The organism is Flavobacterium hercynium (genome assembly GCF_002217285.1).
GTDB lineage: Bacteria > Bacteroidota > Bacteroidia > Flavobacteriales > Flavobacteriaceae > Flavobacterium > Flavobacterium hercynium.
This window is the reverse complement of sequence record NZ_MUGW01000058.1, coordinates 1-17,634: the sequence shown is the minus strand read 5'-3', so window position 1 is coordinate 17,634 and position 17,634 is coordinate 1. Positions and strand designations below refer to the sequence as shown.

Genomic DNA, 17,634 nt, shown 5'->3' with positions numbered 1-17,634 from the left:
AGTAATCATCGGTTAATTGAAGTTTTGTTTGAAAATATACTTTTAATTGTTCCATATGCTTCTAATTATTGAGAAATAAGTTAGTTATTTGCCGGATAAATTTAATAAACGTTAAGGGAAATAAAAGAATAAAAGTAATTTATTAACGAAATGATGGGCTAGTATAAATTAATAACTATTAAATTTCAGATCCCAGATCTGTGAAAAAATTGGGTAGTTTCAATTGAAATAATAAATTTACGGTATATAAAATCTAAATTCATCTGGCAGCGTTCAAGTTTATGCAAAAAAAGAATAAAATATATGTTCATTCGCAAAACCCCGGAGCAGTTGGAGGAATAGATTTATTAAAATTCCCTCTTGCAGATCAGGAAAAAATGCGCAAGAGTTACCAGCTTTCTGAAGATCCTTTTGAAACACATCGTGATGAATATTTTGTTTTCGCGCTCTTAACCAAAGGTCATGTTGATTTCATTATTGATATGGAAGAAGTAACTATTTCAGAAATGTCGTTGATGATCGTAAAGCCTTATCAGGTTCATTCCCTGAAGAATTATGATGAAAAATCAGAAGGCTATTTTATTACGTCAGCACCTTTTCTGATTCCCAATGAGTGTAATGATATTTTCCAGAATCTTCAGATCAAAGAACAGATTTTTAAACTTTCTGATTTTGAGGATCAGGATATCATTGAAACGGCATCACTTCTGCATAGATCTTTTACGGCTGCGCTTCTAAACAGGCAACAGATTATAAACGGACTTTTCCTTTCACTTGTTTATCGAATAGTAAATTTAGCTGCCGATGCTACAGCCAAACCAAAACAAAAGGTACTTCAGGCGGGAGCTATAACTTTAAAATTTCAAAAATTAATTACTTCTTATTCCATATTGGAGCCGCCATCTTTTTTTGCTGAGAAACTCAATATCACTACATCACATTTAAATGACTGCGTGAAAAAAAGCACCGGTTATTCCGTAACCTACTGGCTTCAAGACAGAATTGTGATGGAAGCTAAACGAATACTTTATTACACCAATAATGATGTAAAAGTTATTGCCGGTAATTTAGGTTTTGAAGATCACACCTACTTCTCAAGATTGTTTAAAAAAGTATCGGGAGATACACCGCTTTCGTTCCGAAATAAATTCCGCGAATAGTCCAATAATTACCGTCTTTTATTCGTCAGCTCCTTAACCGCATTGTGTTTCTTTGCTGCAATAAAATATGTGATTATGCCTAAAGCACCAAAATGGTTATTAGATACCGTTGATAAGCTGTTTTTACCAAAACTTCCTAAAATGGAAGTTATCGATACAGTGAATTTGTCTCAAGGAGTTAAGAAGATTCGATTCAAAGGAGATTTTACAAAATTTGCATTTAAACCCGGATCCCATATGGATATCAGAGTAAGTGATACTGAAATCCGAAGATATACCGCAGCCTATTCGGACACTAAAGCTGGTATAATGGATTTTGTCGTCCACTTGCACGGAAGATATCCTGGAAGTGATTATATGCGCGGATTAGAAAAAGGCCATAAAATCAATATAAGCATACTGAAAAATCAAAAGTATTACGATCCATCGGTATCAAAATATGTGTTTTTTGGTGATGAAACCGCACTGGCGCTTGCCTGCTCGCTGCTTCCTGTTTTAGAGAAAAACGGTCATGAATATCAATTTTATTTTGAACTGGATAAAGAGAATACAGCTGTGCCGGAGCTCCTGAATTTCAAAAATTATACTGTAGTTTCAAAAGATGGCTTTTTTCAAAATCCGGAATGGCTGGCCGATATGCCTGTTTTACAGACTGGAAATTGGAACAATGCTTCTTTTATTCTGGCAGGTAATACAAAATCTGTCAAGGCAATTAGGAAGATGCTGAAAGGTAAAATTTCGGGTAAATTAACCGCACATGGGTACTGGCTTGAGGGAAAAGAGGGATTATGATGTTTAAAAAAAAACAGTATGGTATATGTATTTAAAACCTCTGTCAGTGCAGAGCGACAGGCAGAAAGAATAATTCAAAAGCTCAGTACACTCACACCGAATTCCAAATGTAATTTCGATCTTGAAGACTGCGATAAAATCTTAAGAGTTGAAGGCAGCGAAGTAACAGCAGAGCAGATTATAGCTTTTTTGAAAAGCTGTAATTTTGAGTGTTTAGAACTAGAATAGTCAAAGCTCTTTGTCAAAGACCATTAGCAGTTTCAAAATTTTTATTGGCAGCATGAAGGAGCGCTTCCTTCTTAAATACTGCGTCATAAAGCAGCTTTTTTTGTTTTGCCAGTGTCATAATGTTGTTCAGGCCGTCCTTCAATTTATCGTTTTTGAGTGTTTTCAGGAGTGCTTGCTGCTCAATTTCTTTTCTATCAAATACATGAAGTTCTTTAAGGGCTTGATAATATTCAAAGGATGCAGTTTTAAGGGATTCGCCTTTTGGAATGTCTTGAGTAGCAAGCTTTTTGATGTCGGTAATAAGCATATCAAACTCTTTACTCTGTTGATCTACAGCTTTTAAAGCTCCTTCGTAATCCTCTTTTATCAGACAGTTAAGCTTTTTTTCTCCTGGACCTTCTTTTCCAATCGTAATCTCAAAGGCTCTGCGTTCGAATTGATTCATCGATTCCTTAAAATCAGCTGCCTTGGATGATTTACATGAAGTTATTAGTATAGATAGAAATGCTGTTATAAAAATTCCAAACCTCATCATTATAATCGTTTTATTGATGTTAATTTTAATAGTAAAATTTATTTTAAAAAAAAAGATATACACTAAGTTATACATTATAAATGTCTTATGAAAAAATATACAATTAGAATTTCAACTATTTTTTATAGCCATCCTGTCGGGAATCGAGGCGAAATTGAGCAAGAAACGGATTTTTAATAGCAGGGACACGGTATAAATTTGTTTAGATTTAAAACATATAAAACATGAAAAAATTTAAAATTGTTCCTTTGTCTGCAGCGTTTGTAAGCCAAATTCGGGAAACAAATATTGATAATTTTGGTAATAAGGTTTACGAGCAATTAGCAACCGGAAAAGGACCGTGCCGAATTTCGTTGAAACCATTTAATGTCGGTCAGGATATTCGTTTGGTTTTTGCTTATAGTCCGTTTTCAGAAAACAACGCCTTTAATCAATCAGGACCTATATTTATTCACAAAAATGAAGTACAGGAGTATTCGGATATTTACAATTTCCCCAAAGAAATAAAAGCAGACAAAGAAAATTTCCCGTTATCACTAATCGGCTACAACAAAGAACAAAAAATGATTTTCACGAAATTAGTTGGTGATCATGATATCGATTTGCTAATCGCTGAAATCTTCGAAACAAAAAGCGATGTGGAATATCTTCACGCAAGAAATTCAGAAGCTTGTTGTTTTATTTGTAAAATTGAAAGGGTATAAGTTGTGTACTTTTAAAATAGTAGCAATTATGCATAAAAAAATCCCATTTTGAAATGGGATTTTTTACTACTAAAAAGAATTCTAAAAGTTCTTTTCTTCTTTGAAATCAATATTTATAGTTTTGTTTTTCTTGTGAATTGCAACTTACAAGAAAAATAAAAGGAAAAAGTGATTTTTGTTTAACGTATTATTTCTAGTTCTTTTGAGCCCTTTGGAATGTGTAAAAAGAGGTCAATAAAAATTTCACGTTTCATTCCATTTTGGTCAATGTCTTCATACCCAAAAGCTGAATTTCCTTTATTAGGTCCTGATGAATGAACAAGTCTTATTACTCTATTATCGCAATATAATTCTAATTTACTATCTTTTTGGGAAAACATTTTTTGTTCATATAAAGTCGTATTTGCTTTTGTCGTTGATATTGATTTGCCTTTGCGTCCTTCTTTTGATTGAAATTTCCTAATAGTTTCTTTTGAAAAATATTCTGATTGATACCATTCAATATCAGCATTTAAATATAAAGTATTTAAATAATCATAATTTTTTGCTTTAAAAGCATCAATAGCTGTATAATAAAAATTTGAAATCTTATTCATTAAAATTTCTTTATCTACTTTACTAAGATCTTCACTTTCTGACCATCCTTTTAATTCATATGGTATTTTAGCTGTGAAATTAAAATTTTTAATTAATTCATTCTGTTTACTGTAATCAATAGGTTTTTCGTAGTCAGGTTCTCCATGATTATCAGTTTTATATTTTGGGAGCTCATAATTTATAATAAGTTCAGGTTCTTCTAAACTTCCGTCCTTCCATGAAGTCTTTTCCATTTTTAGAATAAATGAATCTTTATTACTTAAAAATTCATTTTGAATGTTTTGTGAATTATATCTAGGATATAACTTCACTTCTAGATTTTGAGAGCCGCTTTTTAGTAGTGCTGGATTAATGTTTAATTTTATTGTGCCTGGTAATAAATGATTGTGTGTATAAACAGGAAAGCCATTAATTAAAATTTCAAAATTGTTTAAAGTTTCAATTTCTATTTGATATAAAGGCTCATCCTTGTATTTTTTTATTTTACTTGATATATATGTAATTCTTTCTTCAGTACTCATGATATTTTCTGTTTTTTCTTGTGAGTTACAGCTCACAAGAAAAAATAGAAGGAAAAGGTAGTATAACTTATTTATGATTTTCATTTAACGTATTATCTCTAATTCTTTTGAGCCTTTTGGGATATGTAAAAATAAATTATTCCATTCAATAACTTTTGCTCCGGAATTATTTATAAACTGATATGAAAACATTGAATTTCCTTTATTATGACCTGATAAACTTTCTAAAGCTATTACTGTATTGTTGCAGTAATATAAAGTTTTACATGGAAGCCCCTTTCATTTGATTCATGTACCATATTACTTCAAAATCTTCACTTCCTTTCGGTTTGTATAAAATTATATCATCAATCTGAACTTTTTCGACATTATTTTTGGTATAGTATCTTCTTAGAATTCCTTCGCCAATATTATAGCCATCTATTCTTTTTAAACTTATTAAATTATTATTATTGCCTAAGATTTGAACTTTATAATTTTCAAATGCCGATAAACTAATCTCTTCATTATTGATGAATTCAATTTTGTTAGTATAGTTGTCTAAAGCCTGTTTTTTAGTGTAGTAACTAGCTTGATATATATTAAATAGTCCTTTCTGAAGACTGTTCGAATAATTCTCTCCTTCTTTATTCTCAAAGTAATATTTTAATTTTTCATAAAAATGAAATACCTGATCTTTTAATTTTAAGCTATCTTTAAGATCAAATTTTTCTCCTTCATTCCAATCTATTAGCTTATAAGGAACATTAGCTTCAAAATCATGAGTGTAAGAATAATTTTTTAAATGGGATAAGTCAATTTTTGGTAAATGGTACGTAGAGATGTTTTTTGGTTTTTCTAAATTACCATTACGATCCCATGCAGTTTGTTCAATAGTTAGCTCAAATGAATTATTTCCAATATAATCTTCGAAAGTACCATCCTCTTTCATTGGAGGAAATACTTTAATGTCTATTTTCTGTACTCCGCTTTTTTGAATACAATTATTGATATTGTTTCCAGAAAAAATTAAATCTTCTTCATATTTATTAAGAATTGGAATGCCATTTATTGCGATTGTATACGATAAATTACTTTTTACCTTAACTTGATATATTGGTTCATAATCATATTTTTTTAGATTTTCTATTAACTTTTTCATATTTTGATTTATATTTTGATTGTTTTGTGCACAGCTGTTTTGCAGTATTAGCACTACACTCAAAAACCAGAAAAGTTTATAATTTAATTGCATTATATTTATTTTATCGAATCACTTCAAGCTTTGCTCCTGGACTAGGGCGATAGAAGTATTGAGGGTAAAAATCAGAATATCCACCTTCAACTCTGCTTCTAATAACACCTTGATCTTTAAAAGTACCATCATTTACAAGTATGGTCACTAGTTTACCATTAGCCATTAATTTCATTTTACCATCCATTATTTCAATACTTTTTGATTCATTTAGCGCTTCTTGTAATTCATTTATTAATTCTTCTGATTTTTCTTTTTTATTCATGTAAAAAGATTGTTCAATTTCTTTAGATCTATTATATTGTTCTTTGGCTAATGCTTCAATGTTTTTATTCTTGTAAAAATCAGCAATTTCTTTAATTCTTTCTTTTACTTCTTGCTCAAGTTTTTCTGGGTCTTCTTTGCTTAAATCGTTACCATTACTCCATCCTTCCAATTCATATGGTACAATAGCATCAAACTCTTTTTTTAATTCTATAAAAGGTATGTCTTGATCTATTTCAGGTAATTCAGCACTTAATACTTCTTTGAAATTCTTAGCGCCATTTTTTAGTTCTTTCTCATAGTCGCCATATACTATTCTTAATTTCAATTTGACATCTCTAGAGACAAATTTTTCAAAATTTTTATTCTTATCTAATAAAGGATAAATTTTTACTGCAATAGTTTGGATTCCACTTTTAAGAATATATTGAGGTATTTCAATATGTTGCTCTCCTGCCGATTTACCACTACCAGACAAATAAATAACTAGTATATCGTTAATATAAAATTCAACAGGACAGTTATATTTATCAAAACGTATCTGATAGATAGGATTATAATCGTATGATTTTACATTTTTATAAATATTTTTGATCTTGTCTCTGTATTCAGTACTCATGTTTTCTGGTTTTTTAGTGTTTTGTGCACAACTACTTTGTAGCATAAGCATCATACTAAAAAACCAGAAGAATTTATAATTTAATTGCATTATATTTATTTTATCTAATCACTTCAAGTTTTGCTCCGGGACTAGGGCGATAGAAGTATTGAGGGTAAAAATCATAATAATCACCAACATCACTTCGAATAATTGATTTATTTTTAAAAGCGCCATCGCTTATTAGTACCGTAACAAGTTTCCCGTTTGCCATTAATTTCATTTTGCCACTTAGTACTTCGATACTTTTTGATTCATTTAGCGCTTCTTGTATTTCGCTTTCCCACGATGCTGAACTTTCTTTGGTGTTAAAATAATATGCCTGATCAAATTCTCTTACTCTGTTATAATGTTCTTTAGCTAAGCCTCCAATATCTTTATTTCGGTATAAAGCTGCAACTTCTTTTAGTCTTTCATTAACTTCTTTTTCTAATTCTTCTGGCTTTTCTTCACTCAAATCAACTCCTTTGCTCCATCCTTCTAATTCATACGGTACTGTAGCGGTAAATTCTCTTTTTAATTCTATAAAAGGAAGATCATGTTCTATTTTAGGCAATTCAGCTTTAAAAACTTCTTTGCACTCATTAGTTTTTTCTCTTTCATAATCTTGATGCGTTATTCTAATTTTTAATTCAGCATCTCGAGAAACAAATTTTTGGAAATTTCTATTTTTATCTAGTAAAGGATAAATTTTTACTCGAATAGATTGTTGTCCAGTTTTAAGTATATATTGAGGAACTTGTACGATTTGTTCACCTGCTGATCTTCCATCTCCTGCTAAATAAACAACCAATACATCATTGACATATAGTTCCATCGGACAGTTATAATTTTCATAGCGAACTTGGTAGATAGGATTATAATCATATGATTTAACATTTTTATAATTATTTTTTATTTTGTCTTTGTATTCAGCACTCATTATTTTTTCTACTTTTTCTTGGGAGTAACTGCTCACAAGAAAAAATAAAAGGGAAAAAGACATCCATTTTAGATTTGTCATTTTGCTTCCCTCTTAAAAAAGTTTTTGTCTAACATATTGTACCAAACAATTTCAAAGTTTTTAGAGCCTTTTGGTTTATGCAAAAAGATATCAAAAACCAGTACATAATTAAAACCATTTTTGGTATATCGATAACGTAAAACACCTTCGTTTTTATCCCACGATTTTACACCTCTAATACTAACAACTTTACCATTACCACTAAATTGTAATTTGCCACTTTCTATAGGTTCAAAAACTTTTCCTTTTGAAGCAAATTCGATCCATTTTCTACTTTTTTCTTTTGCTTGTGATAATGGGGGATAATAACATTGAAACATTTGATATTCTGCTTTTGAGATATAATTGATATACGCATCACTATCTCCATTTTCGAAAGCACTTCTAAAATTTTGATAAAACTTTAATACATTCTCTTTTAGCTCTAATGAATCTATTTTGGTTAAGTCTTCACTATTTTCCCAACCTTCTAATTCATAGGGAACTTTGGCAATAAAAGTAAATTCTTTTGTAAGTTCACTTTGCGTACTATAGTCAATAGGTTTATTATAATTTGTTTCTCCGTTACTATCCGTTTCGTAAAGCGGGAGTTCGTAAGTTAAAACTTCTTTAGGCTCTTCTCTGCCACCGCCACCTTTTATCCATGATGATTGTTCAAGCTTAAGGTTAAATTCTATACCATTTTTTAGATAGTTTTTCTGCGGTAGACCTTCATTTCCTTCATTTCCTTCATTTCCTTCTTTTTTTATCGGTTTGTAAGGGTAAATTTTTACTTTTAATGATTGTTTACCCGATTTTAAAATAGTTGGTGTAGCAATAGTACTATTGTAGCTCATATCATTACTATGTTTACTTAATATGAGTATATCATTTATCCAGATATCGTAATTGTAAACGGTTTCGACTTTTAAATCATAGATAGGTTCGAAGTCGTATTTTTTTATATTTTTCAATAAAGGATTTTCTGTCATGATATTTTTTTCTTGTGAATTACAGCTTATTAAACTGATGCTTAATATTAATAATGTTAAAATCTTTTTTTTCATTTTTTTTCATTTTATATCGATAATAATGGAAGTTTCCACCCAGTTTGCCATTCGTATGGATCAAGTATTACAATTCTGCCTTCAGCGGTATAATGAAGACCGTCTGCTTCTGATAGTTCTGTATCATCAACAGGGGGATCAACAATACCAGCATCAACTTTTGCACTAAGTACAAAACCTTCAAATTTAATCTCTGGTTCAATATAAATACCATCTTTATCAGCTTTAGTGACGCATTCTATTGAAATTCCAGACATAATTTCAGCTTCTAGTTTGGCATAGGCTGTTCTTTTAATGAAACCAAAAATTGTGTTTCCAAAATTCCCATTTACATCCCCTACTAATTTTATTAATACTTTTCCACCTAATTTACAAGGAGAATCATCATCATCTTTCATTAATCGTTCCGTATATTTACTTCCTTCAGCCGTATTGATAGTACCTTTGAGCGAACCGCTAATTTCTGAAGTAATAATCAGATCAAGATTAATGTTAAAATCATCTCCAAGGGCTTCATCTAAAATATCTAAGGTCGCTACAACAGCTAATACAGCAGGATGGTTAATTTTGTATAACAATTGATACGCATCGTATTTAATTTCAAAGCCAAATAACGGGTCAAGATCTATAGCGCCTTCTATCATGGTACCCATAACAGGTGTATACAAATCTTTTGGAGGGTCAGCATACCAGCTTACCGATACTCCTACGCTCGGAGGAATAAACTCATAACTCCAATTACTTTTTTCTTTTTTCTTTGCATTTTTTAGCTTTAAATTATCTTTTAATCTTTTTGATCTGGCACTTGTTGTACTGTTTCCTTTGGGTGAATTTTTAGTTGTGTTGTCATTTTTACCATTAAAAATACTTTCGATAAGGTCTTTTACATCACCTACTTTCTTTAGGAAATCGGTTATTTCCGGCATGCCTGAAGATAGTTCTAAAGCTTGGTGAGGACGATCGAACTCACACATGAGCGAAAACTCACAATCAATTAATCCTACATTTGTTGTCTTACTCATCATGTGCGAAGCTTGGCTTCTGTAGGATTGCTTTCTTTTTGCTTTAGCTTTAGCTTTTTTTGCTTTAGCTTTTGCTTCTCTTAATTTTTTTCGTTTCTTTTTTTCATCATCATCAAGGTTTTGCGATTGCCCTTTTATTTTTTTTAAATCATCTTTTGCTTCGAGTTCTTTAAGTTTCCATTTGTCATGATAAATATCTCGTAATTTGTTAAACTCTTCACCATCGTAATTAAATGCTAATTGCAGTGTCCACTTAGTATCAGGATAAACCATGATATCTAAGGGGATATTAGGACAACATGTATGTAAATTTACGGGGTACCTTTGTGCTAAATTTTCATTATTAGGCCATAAAGTAGCTAATAGCCCTTTTATTGGGCTGATTGTATTTCCATGACTAAAGTCATATCCCACCTGTAATTCTAGTTTTTCATCTGTTGGAGGCTGCAAAACGAAAGGCTTGTGTTCTTCTAAAACTTTAAAAGAGGATTGAGCTTTTAGAGATGAAATACCATTTATAAATTTAAAATTGTTTGTAATAGTACTTTCATCTGATCCATGATTTTCAGCTTCTACATTTGGGTTTTCTTTTGAAACACTATTACTTTTATATTCTGCTGCTCTCCATTTTTCGCTTCTTTTGCCTTTACCGTTTTCAATTAATTTTTCAATTTTAGAAATATCAATTACATGGCCGGTATGCGTTTTTTCCGGATCATCCGCGAAAATACATTCTTTGGTTTGTAACCCCTCTAATTCTATTGTAAAATCTTTTCGGGCTTCTTTTATACCCGCTACTAATGGGAAAACTAATTTGGTTAAATTTAGATTGTTTTGAATGTTATAGATTTCGATTTCAACTGTTTCTTCACCTCTTGCATATTTACCAACGGCTCTGCTAAAACGACAAGGTAAAAAATTAGCAATATTGGTTTCTATTGTACCTGCAACTACAACTTTATTTCCTTCCGGCTCTAAAGCGGTTTTTTCATTTGTTTTACCTAATATTTTAACAAGGGGTTGGTTATCAGTATTGTTTATTCTTAAATATTGATTGTTAACTGCCGTATAGATATAGGCTTTCATCTCAATAGAATTATCAGTCCCTTGAGAATTATTTTTTTCTTTATTAACAAAGAAAGCCCAAATAGGATCTACATAAATGTCTACAACGCACTTTTGTACTGATTTTTTTGTGGTTTTAATGTTGTTTTCATCTGTTATATTTAAGATGTACAATTCACAGTCAATAACTCGGTCCTGCAAATCGTCGTGGACTTTTACTTCTCTAGTTAATGTCTTGTGGGATATAGGTGCGTTTTCTTTATTAATTTCCTTTTTAGGTCTAGGTACATTTTGATATACGCCATTATCTTTTTCAAATAAAGGCAAATCCTCATCTTTAAATTGTACATCATAAAGATCAATTTGTATTTCATCACCGTATAGTCCTTCTGTGTAGATATGCAGTTGGATCGTTTCTCCATATTTAATATCTCCCTTTATGATAGCTCCATTATTGCCTGATGAATATTCGCGCCATTCATAACCTACTACTTTTGGAGTTGTTTTTCCAGATACAAAAAGACCATTTCGTGGACTTCCGGTTGGAGAGGTAACACCATGTATGTAAGGTTCTAACCAAGCAACAGCATTACCACTGTATACTGTTGGAAGTTGAAAAATTCCTCCCGAGTAACCTTTACCGATAAATTTATTATAGTCGCTATCTAAAAAAGATAACTTTTGCTCAACTAAGTTCCATATCCAGACTGTGTCTTTTTTTTCAGCCTCTGTTAATTCATTCCAGTTTTCTATTACAGCATGAACTATAGGATTATTATTGCCGGATTTATCCTTTACATTTGATTTTGAATTTTCAATTTTAATATATGAATTATTAGGATTGTAAATATCATTGATTCCAGGATTAACTTTTAATTTAAGTTTTGACATAATACTAAGCTTTAATTGGTAGTTGTGTATTTATTCTTTCCAAATTACTCACGTCTATTCCCGGAAATAGTTGTGCATTTACTTCACTATCTGTATTCTCTACATTTTTTTTAGAAACTTCTGCAACCTGTCCATGATCTTTTATAATAATAGAATCCGGTGTACCCATAGCGCAGGAAGCTTTACTGGTTTCAAGCAAAGGTTTTCCCTGATTAGAAAGCGTTACTTTATCATACGGATCGCTCCATTTTGTAATTTGTACCATGCAAGGCAAAAAGTCACTTCCCGCAGGTTGATTTTTGCATTGACCAAACGTATTTTTTTTAAAGGTTTGTCCAATTTCCTTATCGGTAGCAATAAGTTTATCGGCACCATCTTTATCATTGGCATAGTGCTTAGATTGCGTTTTGACTTGTAGGATATCAGTAGCACTGGTATCTTTACTCAATTTGCACTGACAAGTTGCTCCTTGTACAACATAATGTTTTTCGGCCATAATAAATTTATTTAGGTATTTAATTATTTATTTCTTTTTAAACATGCCTAAGAATTTCTCTAAAGAATTTTTTCTTTGCACAGTTGGTATTTCGTCTACAAATAGACTTATTGTTTCCTGCGACTTCTTAATTGTATCGGTTTGAGGATGAGGAATATCATTTCTAAGTCTTTTACTTAAATCTATTATATCTTCATCTCCCATAGTTTGAAAATTCTGAAACTGTTCCTGTGCTCTTCGCGATTTAATGTCAGAATTAGGTCTGAAATCTTCATCTTCAACCAAATGGTACAATCCTATTTTTTGTATTTTATTTTTAGATTCACTTATCTTAGTAGTGTAAGTAGCAATGATCGAAAATAGCGATCTGTCCTCGCCATAGAGCTTGTATTGTACTTCCATTTCTGATTCTAAAGTGGTGTAAGGTTTACCTATTAGTTTTGCCTGCGGGTAATCAATACCTTGTACAACTTCATCAATAGACCGTTCATCAGTACTTTTGCCTTTGGCATAAATAATTATTTTATTGGTAGCGGTGTAATTTTCTACAATAGTATGATCTGTTTTATAAGCAATAGACTGATTGCCAAAAATGGGTGATTTCCAATTGTAGGTCTGTGCTTTTTCGAGAGGATATTCGATATAGAGTGGAGAAAAATGCAAGTGGAAAAACCAATCTTGATTTAACGACTTTTCGAGTTCCTGTTTGTTTAAAATAAGTTTTTGTACTTTGTTGAGTATTTTGTAAGCAACCTCACTGTAATAATAGGAGGCTAGTTGATTTTTTAAAGATTCCCATCGTTTTACAATTTCATCATGATTGTCTATTTCATATAGCGTACCATCTGCGGCAGGTATAATTTTTATGGGAAAAAGTGCTTTTGAGCATTTGTCCAGCATTTGCTCTACCAGAAGATCTGGTTCCTGATTGTTAATGTAAACTTGTTTTCGGTTTATTTCGTAAACAAAATCATTATAGGTATTGCGCGTTCTACAGTTTATCTCAACTTCGTAGTGAACTTCTTTAATAAGTTTTTCATTCTCAAAGTCCTGATAGCGGTATCCGTATTTTCTGGCTTCATGAAAAGTAGTATGTTTTAACTCTCGGTTATTATAAAAATATATTTTCTCTGAATCAGACATTTACTTAGGAAAAGGTTTGTTATTTTTTCGACGGTAAATGTAGGTTTTTGTTTTCAAACAAAACAAGTGTTAAGTTTAAAATTTAACAACAAATTTCGTAGCCAAAAAAGCAGTTGCACAAATTGTAGAAACATAAAAAAAATCCAAATTGAAAGAAATGGGATTTTAATTTTTGTGAACCTGCTACACCAAAAAGTTATTATAAAAATCTGTGCAAACGTCTCCTAACTTCGCACTCATAATACCTACAAAATCAAAAAGAGACTCGAAAGTCTCTTTTTTGGTTATATCTCTATAGATGATTATTTTTTGATTAATTTTTCAATTCTCACCATTATTTCATCTTTTTCTTTCAGCATACGCTCGTATAACGCAATCTTTTCTTCATGTATTTGTACAATTTTATCAATCGGATTAAAAGTACAATTGACATATCCGGAATTGTTAGCAATTGCTCCTTCATGAAAAGTGTTAGCAATAATATTCACAGCTTGTTCCTCATCAAAATTCTGAAAAGCTTCTACAGGAATTTTTAATGCCTGTGAGATTTGATCCAATAAATCAACTTCAATTACATCTTTTTGCTCTAACATAGAAATTTTCTTCTGATTCCATTCATTTCCCAGATCAAAGGCCAATGATTCTTGTTTTATGCCAAGCATTTCTCTGAAGCGTTTTACGTTTCTTCCCTGATGTATTTTCTGTTCCATAATGAATATCAATTTTACTAAAGCCTCAAATATAAAGCGATTCTGCTTAAAAATCCTGAATTTCAAAGATAAAAAAATATCCTGTAAAATATCCTTTTATCAGATATTTTACCCCGTTTTATTTATGTTTTAGTTCAATGTTTTCTGTTATACTATCTGCTTTGTCAGGATGGATTTATTTTATCAAAGTTTAAAACTTTTTACTCAATAAGGCTAATCCAACACCGACACTTAGTCCGGCAAGTACAGCTAAACCAAGACTATGAGAATTTTTTGAAGGAGGGTTTCCGTATACACGCAACGGTTCTTTGGATTGTGTTAAAACATTTCCGGGATTATCTATTGGACTATTGTTAAGTTCCATTTTTGTTCTAACGGCAGCTGATGCTGTATTAATGATCGTTTTTGGAAATAATCGATACAGATTTGTAATGGCCGCAGCGCGAAAATCTGGGAATAAATCTTTTTTAGGATGTTTTGCCAAATCTACCATCTTAGCTGCGGTTTCACGAGGATCAGATGCTATAAAAGGAATCGTCATATCGAAACCAGAATATTTGGCTGAATGAAGATTTCCTGTAGAATTTTGCAGCTGAGGATATAGATTACAGATATGAATATCTTTATAATTAGATACTTCGCCCTGAAGGCATTCCATCATACCTCTGATTCCAAATTTCGTAGCGGAATATACAGCACTAAATGGAGCTGGCATAAATCCGCCTATGGAAACATTGTTTATTAAAATACCGTGATTCTGATCTTTAAATTTTTTGATAGCATTAAATGCTCCGTACATATAGCCAAACAAATTGGTTCCAATGACCTGTTGATGAATTTCTAAAGGAATTTCTTCAAATTTACCGCTGGCCATTACACCGGCATTATTAACCCAAATATCAATTTTTCCGAACATGGTAAGCGCTTCTGAAGCTACTTTCTCAACATCTTCGGCAACAGACATATCAGCGTAAACACCGATAGCCTGAACATTTAATCCACGACAATATTGCACGATATCATCAATGCCTTCATGACCTCTGGCGACTGCGACAATATTGCAACCCTCACTTGCGAATGCTTCCGCTGCAGCTCTACCAACACCGCTGCTTGCACCCGTTATTACAACATTCTTTCCTATGAGGCTATTTTTAAGTATTTTATTATTTTTCATCTTTCTCGTTTTTATAATATTGAAGTATCAGTTGGTAAAAATTACAGCTGCCGAATAGAAATAGCGGCAGTAGAATGCACCGTGATTGTAAAAAGTTATTGAGGTATCAAACCGCTATTAAAATTATAAAAGAATATCTCGAATTCATTACATGTTGTGTATTAGCAGTTTATAGGATTTCCAGTTAAAGCTTATGCTATTCGTGAAATACGATCAAAAAAAATGGAATGTTGGCGAGATGATTTTTTTAGTGTTTAGTCATTTTGGTCAAGACATAACCTTAATTATATAATTTCCCCTTTGAATGATATAAATAAGGGAACAAATCATTGTAGACATTTGTATAAAATAGAAGTAATTATTTTCAGCATCCTACAATTTTAAAAACAGATTGAATTTTTAAAAATTATATATAAATCAAAAACGAAATGGATATCAAAAATACTAAAAAACGCATCGCAATTTTAGGAGGAGGTCCAAGCGGACTTTTTGTTTATAAAAGATTGGTAGAGTCTGGTTCTAATGATTTTGAGGTCACCATTTTTGAGAGAAAAAAAGAGCTTGGTTCCGGAATGCCATACAGCGCCGAAGGTTCTAATGTAGAGCACATTACGAATGTATCGGATAATGAAGTACCGCATATAGCATCTACTATGTCGGAATGGATCTATAGCGCGCCTGCGGACTTACTGCAAACATTTAATATTAAACCGGATGAATTTAATGAATATAAAGTTGTACCAAGACTTTTATTCGGAAGTTATCTTAGTGCACAGTTCGACATTTTACGCAAAACAGGAATGGAAGCTAATATTAGCACCACCGTACATTTTGAGAGTACCGTTACTGATGTTAGTTATGATATAAAAAAGGAGGCAGTAAAAGTTGAAACTACAAACCGAGATATACATGAATTTGACTATGCTGTTATCTGCACCGGTCATAACTGGCCAATTCGGTATGAAGGAAAGGTTCCGGGCTATTATGATGCACCATATCCGCCTGTAAAATTGGCAAAGCATTTTAACCATCCCATTGCAGTGAAAGGTTCGTCCTTAACGGCTATTGATGCCATAAGAACGCTGGCAAGAAACAACGGTTTATTTGAAAAAGGAGCTGATGATACTTTACATTTCAAATTAAATCCGGAAAGTGCTGATTTTAAGATAATGATGCATTCCAGAAGCGGTATGCTTCCCGCGGTTCGTTTTCACTTAGAAGATTCGCATCTTTCTAATAGCTCTTTATTGGTTAAGGAAGAAATTGAGCAGCACAGAAAAAGTAATAATGGATTTTTATCACTTGATTTTATTTTTGAAAAGGATTTTAAAGCAATATTTCGAGAGAAAGATCCGGAATTTTATCAGCGGATCAAAGATTTTTCAATTGAAGATTTTGTAACTGATATGATGGAACTGCGAGAACGACTTGATCCTTTTCAGCTTCTAAAAGCCGAATATGTACAGGCCGAGAAATCTATTAAAAGGCAAGAATCAATTTACTGGAAAGAAATGCTGGCTGTTTTAAGCTTTGCAATGAATCATCCCGCTAAATATTTTTCGGCAGAAGATATGCAGCGACTTCAAAAAGTGTTAATGCCTCTTATTTCAATAGTTATAGCATTTGTTCCCCAGAAATCATGCGAAGAATTACTGGCTCTTCACCAAGCGGGTGTATTAGACCTGGTTCCAGTTGGTGATGACAGTACGGTTGAACCGCAGCATGGAGGAGGAGTTTTGTACAATTTTAAAGATGGTGACAATAATGATCGTTCAGACTACTATAAAACATTTGTAGATTGTGTTGGACAGCCGCATTTATCCTATGAAGATTTCCCGTTCAAGAGTCTGCTGAATCATAGAGCAATTAGTCCGGCGCGTTTAAAATTTAAAACATCAGAGGCAGGACAAACTGCATTTACAGCAGATCCCGATAAAGTGGATCAAGATGAGCACGGAGACTTTTTTCTAAAAGTATCAGGAATAGCTATAAACGACAATTTTCAAATTATAGACCAATATGGCGCTTACAATAAAAATTTATACATCATGGCCGTGCCTTATATTGGTGGTCTAAATCCGGATTATTCTGGTCTGGATTTTTGCGAAGCGGCTTCTCTGTTAATAGTAAAGGATATTTTAGGAACTTCTAGTTTGTAGATGCTTCTTACATTGAAATTAATAATTTAATTAAAAATTAAAAAAATATACTAAACATTTATAAAAGCAAAAAAATCCTGTTTCGTTAGAAATGGGATTTTTTTGTGATGGTTACTTTACAATTTGCAAACCATTTTTTGCAGCTTTAGAAGATGCTTTCTTAGCTTTTACTCGCAAAAAAGGGATCAACTTTACCTCTTTTTTAAGTAATCCTTCAACTACAAATCGATTC

Annotated in this window: 15 protein-coding genes; 4 read left to right on the top strand and 11 right to left on the bottom strand. The window is 31.9% G+C overall.

The features are described from left to right. The first annotated feature begins 281 nt into the window (after window positions 1–281). Window positions 282–1,160: a helix-turn-helix domain-containing protein gene (locus B0A66_RS20800; RefSeq protein ID WP_089051776.1), complete on the top strand. Its 879-nt coding sequence runs from the start codon at window positions 282–284 to the stop codon at window positions 1,158–1,160. Between the two features lie 75 nt (window positions 1,161–1,235). Further along, on the top strand, window positions 1,236–1,952 hold the full coding sequence (locus B0A66_RS20795) for an FAD-binding oxidoreductase (RefSeq protein ID WP_089051775.1): 717 nt from the start codon (window positions 1,236–1,238) through the stop codon (window positions 1,950–1,952). Between the two features lie 241 nt (window positions 1,953–2,193). Here the strand turns inward: B0A66_RS20795 and B0A66_RS20785 are convergent, their stop codons facing one another. Next, complete coding sequence (locus tag B0A66_RS20785; RefSeq protein WP_123868277.1) at window positions 2,194–2,715, bottom strand: hypothetical protein; 522 nt, start codon at window positions 2,713–2,715, stop codon at window positions 2,194–2,196. A 224-nt stretch (window positions 2,716–2,939) separates the two neighbouring features. On the opposite strand from B0A66_RS20785, the gene B0A66_RS20780 reads away from it, so the two are divergent. Further along, window positions 2,940–3,419 carry a DUF1203 domain-containing protein gene (locus B0A66_RS20780; protein ID WP_089051772.1) on the top strand — a complete coding sequence of 160 codons (480 nt, stop codon included), beginning with the start codon at window positions 2,940–2,942 and terminating at the stop codon, window positions 3,417–3,419. A 179-nt stretch (window positions 3,420–3,598) separates the two neighbouring features. Here B0A66_RS20780 and B0A66_RS20775 read toward each other — a convergent pair whose 3' ends face one another. The 10 genes from B0A66_RS20775 to B0A66_RS20730 form a co-directional block, all read right to left on the bottom strand. Further along, window positions 3,599–4,537, bottom strand: a complete 939-nt coding sequence (locus tag B0A66_RS20775) for a hypothetical protein (protein ID WP_089051771.1) — start codon at window positions 4,535–4,537, stop codon at window positions 3,599–3,601. 262 nt (window positions 4,538–4,799) lie between these two features. Then, window positions 4,800–5,678, bottom strand: a complete 879-nt coding sequence (locus B0A66_RS20770) for a hypothetical protein (protein ID WP_123868276.1) — start codon at window positions 5,676–5,678, stop codon at window positions 4,800–4,802. A gap of 103 nt (window positions 5,679–5,781) precedes the next feature. Further along, window positions 5,782–6,654 carry a hypothetical protein gene (locus B0A66_RS20765; protein WP_123868275.1) on the bottom strand — a complete coding sequence of 291 codons (873 nt, stop codon included), beginning with the start codon at window positions 6,652–6,654 and terminating at the stop codon, window positions 5,782–5,784. Between the two features lie 100 nt (window positions 6,655–6,754). Beyond that, window positions 6,755–7,696 carry a hypothetical protein gene (locus B0A66_RS20760; RefSeq protein ID WP_089051768.1) on the bottom strand — a complete coding sequence of 314 codons (942 nt, stop codon included), beginning with the start codon at window positions 7,694–7,696 and terminating at the stop codon, window positions 6,755–6,757. After that, entirely contained in the window at window positions 7,693–8,742 is a 1,050-nt protein-coding gene (locus tag B0A66_RS20755; RefSeq protein ID WP_089051767.1) for a hypothetical protein, read from the bottom strand. The genes B0A66_RS20760 and B0A66_RS20755 overlap by 4 nt, the downstream gene beginning before the upstream one ends. Window positions 8,743–8,753: 11 nt before the next feature. Next, window positions 8,754–11,720, bottom strand: a complete 2,967-nt coding sequence (locus B0A66_RS20750; protein ID WP_089051766.1) for a hypothetical protein — start codon at window positions 11,718–11,720, stop codon at window positions 8,754–8,756. Between the two features lie 4 nt (window positions 11,721–11,724). Continuing rightward, complete coding sequence (locus tag B0A66_RS20745) at window positions 11,725–12,216, bottom strand: DUF4280 domain-containing protein (RefSeq protein ID WP_089051765.1); 492 nt, start codon at window positions 12,214–12,216, stop codon at window positions 11,725–11,727. 27 nt (window positions 12,217–12,243) lie between these two features. After that, the gene (locus B0A66_RS20740; RefSeq protein WP_089051764.1) at window positions 12,244–13,359 is read right to left on the bottom strand and encodes a hypothetical protein; all 1,116 of its coding nucleotides are present in this window, start codon (window positions 13,357–13,359) and stop codon (window positions 12,244–12,246) included. A gap of 302 nt (window positions 13,360–13,661) precedes the next feature. Beyond that, the gene (locus B0A66_RS20735) at window positions 13,662–14,069 is read right to left on the bottom strand and encodes a helix-turn-helix domain-containing protein (protein WP_089051763.1); all 408 of its coding nucleotides are present in this window, start codon (window positions 14,067–14,069) and stop codon (window positions 13,662–13,664) included. A gap of 190 nt (window positions 14,070–14,259) precedes the next feature. Then, window positions 14,260–15,243: an SDR family NAD(P)-dependent oxidoreductase gene (locus B0A66_RS20730; RefSeq protein ID WP_089051762.1), complete on the bottom strand. Its 984-nt coding sequence runs from the start codon at window positions 15,241–15,243 to the stop codon at window positions 14,260–14,262. Window positions 15,244–15,671: 428 nt separating this feature from the next. Between B0A66_RS20730 and B0A66_RS20725 the strand changes: the two genes are divergently transcribed. Continuing rightward, complete coding sequence (locus B0A66_RS20725; protein WP_089051761.1) at window positions 15,672–17,402, top strand: FAD/NAD(P)-binding protein; 1,731 nt, start codon at window positions 15,672–15,674, stop codon at window positions 17,400–17,402. Window positions 17,403–17,634 lie beyond the last annotated feature (232 nt).

Bases quoted from the DNA above. Each gene is read 5' to 3' on its own strand.
- B0A66_RS20795 (WP_089051775.1), top strand. From the start codon at position 1,236: ATGCCTAAAGCACCAAAATGGTTATTAGATACCGTTGATAAGCTGTTT.
- B0A66_RS20755 (WP_089051767.1), bottom strand. From the start codon at position 8,742: ATGAAAAAAAAGATTTTAACATTATTAATATTAAGCATCAGTTTAATA.
- B0A66_RS20730 (WP_089051762.1), bottom strand. From the start codon at position 15,243: ATGAAAAATAATAAAATACTTAAAAATAGCCTCATAGGAAAGAATGTT.
- B0A66_RS20725 (WP_089051761.1), top strand. From the start codon at position 15,672: ATGGATATCAAAAATACTAAAAAACGCATCGCAATTTTAGGAGGAGGT.
- B0A66_RS20750 (WP_089051766.1), bottom strand. From the start codon at position 11,720: ATGTCAAAACTTAAATTAAAAGTTAATCCTGGAATCAATGATATTTAC.
- B0A66_RS20745 (WP_089051765.1), bottom strand. From the start codon at position 12,216: ATGGCCGAAAAACATTATGTTGTACAAGGAGCAACTTGTCAGTGCAAA.
- B0A66_RS20780 (WP_089051772.1), top strand. From the start codon at position 2,940: ATGAAAAAATTTAAAATTGTTCCTTTGTCTGCAGCGTTTGTAAGCCAA.
- B0A66_RS20765 (WP_123868275.1), bottom strand. From the start codon at position 6,654: ATGAGTACTGAATACAGAGACAAGATCAAAAATATTTATAAAAATGTA.
- B0A66_RS20775 (WP_089051771.1), bottom strand. From the start codon at position 4,537: ATGAGTACTGAAGAAAGAATTACATATATATCAAGTAAAATAAAAAAA.
- B0A66_RS20760 (WP_089051768.1), bottom strand. From the start codon at position 7,696: ATGACAAATCTAAAATGGATGTCTTTTTCCCTTTTATTTTTTCTTGTG.
- B0A66_RS20770 (WP_123868276.1), bottom strand. From the start codon at position 5,678: ATGAAAAAGTTAATAGAAAATCTAAAAAAATATGATTATGAACCAATA.
- B0A66_RS20740 (WP_089051764.1), bottom strand. From the start codon at position 13,359: ATGTCTGATTCAGAGAAAATATATTTTTATAATAACCGAGAGTTAAAA.
- B0A66_RS20800 (WP_089051776.1), top strand. From the start codon at position 282: ATGCAAAAAAAGAATAAAATATATGTTCATTCGCAAAACCCCGGAGCA.
- B0A66_RS20785 (WP_123868277.1), bottom strand. From the start codon at position 2,715: ATGATGAGGTTTGGAATTTTTATAACAGCATTTCTATCTATACTAATA.
- B0A66_RS20735 (WP_089051763.1), bottom strand. From the start codon at position 14,069: ATGGAACAGAAAATACATCAGGGAAGAAACGTAAAACGCTTCAGAGAA.